General features: G+C 42.3%; 3 protein-coding genes. All 3 read left to right on the top strand.

The genetic code is table 11. The annotated features are described in order from the left end of the window. Positions 1-180 precede the first annotated feature (180 nt). Positions 181-1,197, top strand: a complete 1,017-nt coding sequence (locus tag Q7P41_RS05505) for a homoserine dehydrogenase (RefSeq protein WP_303882184.1) — start codon at positions 181-183, stop codon at positions 1,195-1,197. Between the two features lie 8 nt (positions 1,198-1,205). Then, a complete protein-coding gene (gene yfcE / locus Q7P41_RS05500) occupies positions 1,206-1,760 on the top strand; it encodes a phosphodiesterase (protein ID WP_303882784.1) in 555 nt (184 codons plus the stop codon). 95 nt (positions 1,761-1,855) lie between these two features. Further along, positions 1,856-2,075: PHP domain-containing protein (locus tag Q7P41_RS05495; protein ID WP_303882783.1), on the top strand; the 220-nt coding region annotated here is incomplete at its 3' end.

Below are 2,075 nucleotides of genomic sequence, written 5' to 3'. Positions count from 1 at the left end.
GGACCCGTGGGAGAGTAGGTCGTTGCCATGTGCCTGCTTTGTTGTTATTTGTGACGTTTATACCCCCTTAAAGAAATGTTATAAATCTCAAGGTATTGTGATACACTCTTTATGTAAAATTTGCAATGATTATTGTCCGATCATATCTGTATTGGGATGTGGGAAAGGGGGCACGTTGCGATGAAGGTTTTGCTCTTTGGGTGCGGTAGAGTTGGAAGGGCTTTTTGTGAATTACTAGGTAGGAAGCGAGATGTTGTAGAAAGTGCCTCAATTTCCCTTGTGGGAGTTGCCACTCGAAGTCGAGGATGTGTTTTTAACTCCCATGGTATCGATGTAGATAGGCTGCTTCAATGGGAAGCTTTAACGGGAAGGATTGATGCTCTGGAGAGCGAGGGCACTTTGGTTATAAGTGACGCAAATGAGATGTTGGAAGACCTGGATTATGATATTTTAGTTGAATGTACTCCATCTGATTTTGAAATCGGGGAACCTGCCAGATCTATCATGAAAAAGGCTATTAAAAGAGGCAAGCATGTAGTTACCGCTAATACAGGCGCTATGAGCTTGCATTTTGATGAATTAACACGAGAGTCATTGGAGATAGGCGTAAAATTACTTTATGAGGCTACCGTTTTATCGGGTACTCCACTTTTTTCCTTGGTACGTCATGGTTTGCCGGGATGTTGCATTAGAAGGTTTGAGGGGATACTCAATGGTACCTGTAATTTTGTACTTACTGTAATGGGAATGGGAAGTACTTTTGATGAAGCCTTGCTGGAAGCCCAAAGGCGTGGCCTTTCGGAGCAAAATCCATGGGTTGACATAGATGGACTGGAGGCTGCGGCTAAAACCGCAATAGTTGCAAGGAGTTTAATGTCGGCGAATGTCGATCTCAAACAAGCTTCCATAAAGGGGATTAGAAATATAACGGCGCAAAATATCGAAGAAGCCAAAAGAAGGGGAGGTAAATTAAAGCTCCTTTCCAGGATTGAAGCAAATTCTAACGAGATACATATTAGTGTGAGTCCAGAAATTCTTTCCTTAAACCATCCTTTGGCTCACTTAGAAGGTTTTTCCATAGGTGCGCTGCTTTTGACCGATGTCATAGGCGAAATATGTATTAGTGGTTCCGGCTCCGGACCCAAGGAGACTTCGTATTCACTTTTAAAGGACGTGTTATCCTTGAGGGAAGGATGAGGTTTTATATGTCTATAAAGATAGCAGTTATTTCAGATACACATGGAAGCTTAAAGGCTTGGAGGGAAGCAGAGCGCCTTTGGCGAGGATCAAACCTTATTATTCATCTTGGTGATGTCTTGTACCATGGCCCTCGTAATCCTCTTCCCGAGGAATATGCGCCAAGGGAATTGGCAGAAGAAATCAATCTCTCTAAAATCCCTGTCATAATTATTCGAGGCAATTGCGATGCCGATATAGATGCTGCTATACTGAAGTGGCCTATATCAGATCCTTATTCCGTCTTATGGTGGGATGGTAGGTTAATACTTGCCTTGCATGGTACGGATCTTGGAAAGCCAGGGAATCTAGCGTCGACGTTCAATGCCGATTTAGTACTTACGGGACACACGCACGTTAGCTCTATTACCCGTGAAGGAAAAACGATTTTTTTAAATCCCGGTTCGGCTAGTCTGCCAAAGGGCAAAAATCCCGCTTCGTTTGCCCTATTAGATATTGACGGAATTCGAATTTTATCTTTAAGAGGAGATATAATTTGTTTTGAGTCCTGGAATCTAATTTAGGGGAGATATATTCAAAGAAGGGACTTATGGAGAGCATATCAACAGGAGGAAAATACAATGTTCGGCATATTAGTTGATTTGGTGTGTGATATCTCTTGTTAATAGATTTACATGTTCACTCCACTGCGTCTGATGGGACTTTATCTCCCTCGAATTTAGCATCAAAGGCAAAAGAAAAGGGAATATCTTTGCTATCTCTTACTGATCACGATACTACTGGTGGTCTGAAAGAATTTGAACGCGCTTGTGTCGTTAACAAGCTAGCTGGTTTGAGCGGCATTGAGCTTTCCGCTGAACATCGTTGTATTGTTCATA

The sequence above is a fragment of the Acetomicrobium mobile genome (assembly GCF_937920065.1).
Note: the sequence above shows the minus strand (reverse complement) of the source record. Positions and strands in the feature narration are given on the sequence as shown.

Bases quoted from the DNA above. Each gene is read 5' to 3' on its own strand.
- Q7P41_RS05505 (WP_303882184.1), top strand. From the start codon at position 181: ATGAAGGTTTTGCTCTTTGGGTGCGGTAGAGTTGGAAGGGCTTTTTGT.
- yfcE (WP_303882784.1), top strand. From the start codon at position 1,206: ATGTCTATAAAGATAGCAGTTATTTCAGATACACATGGAAGCTTAAAG.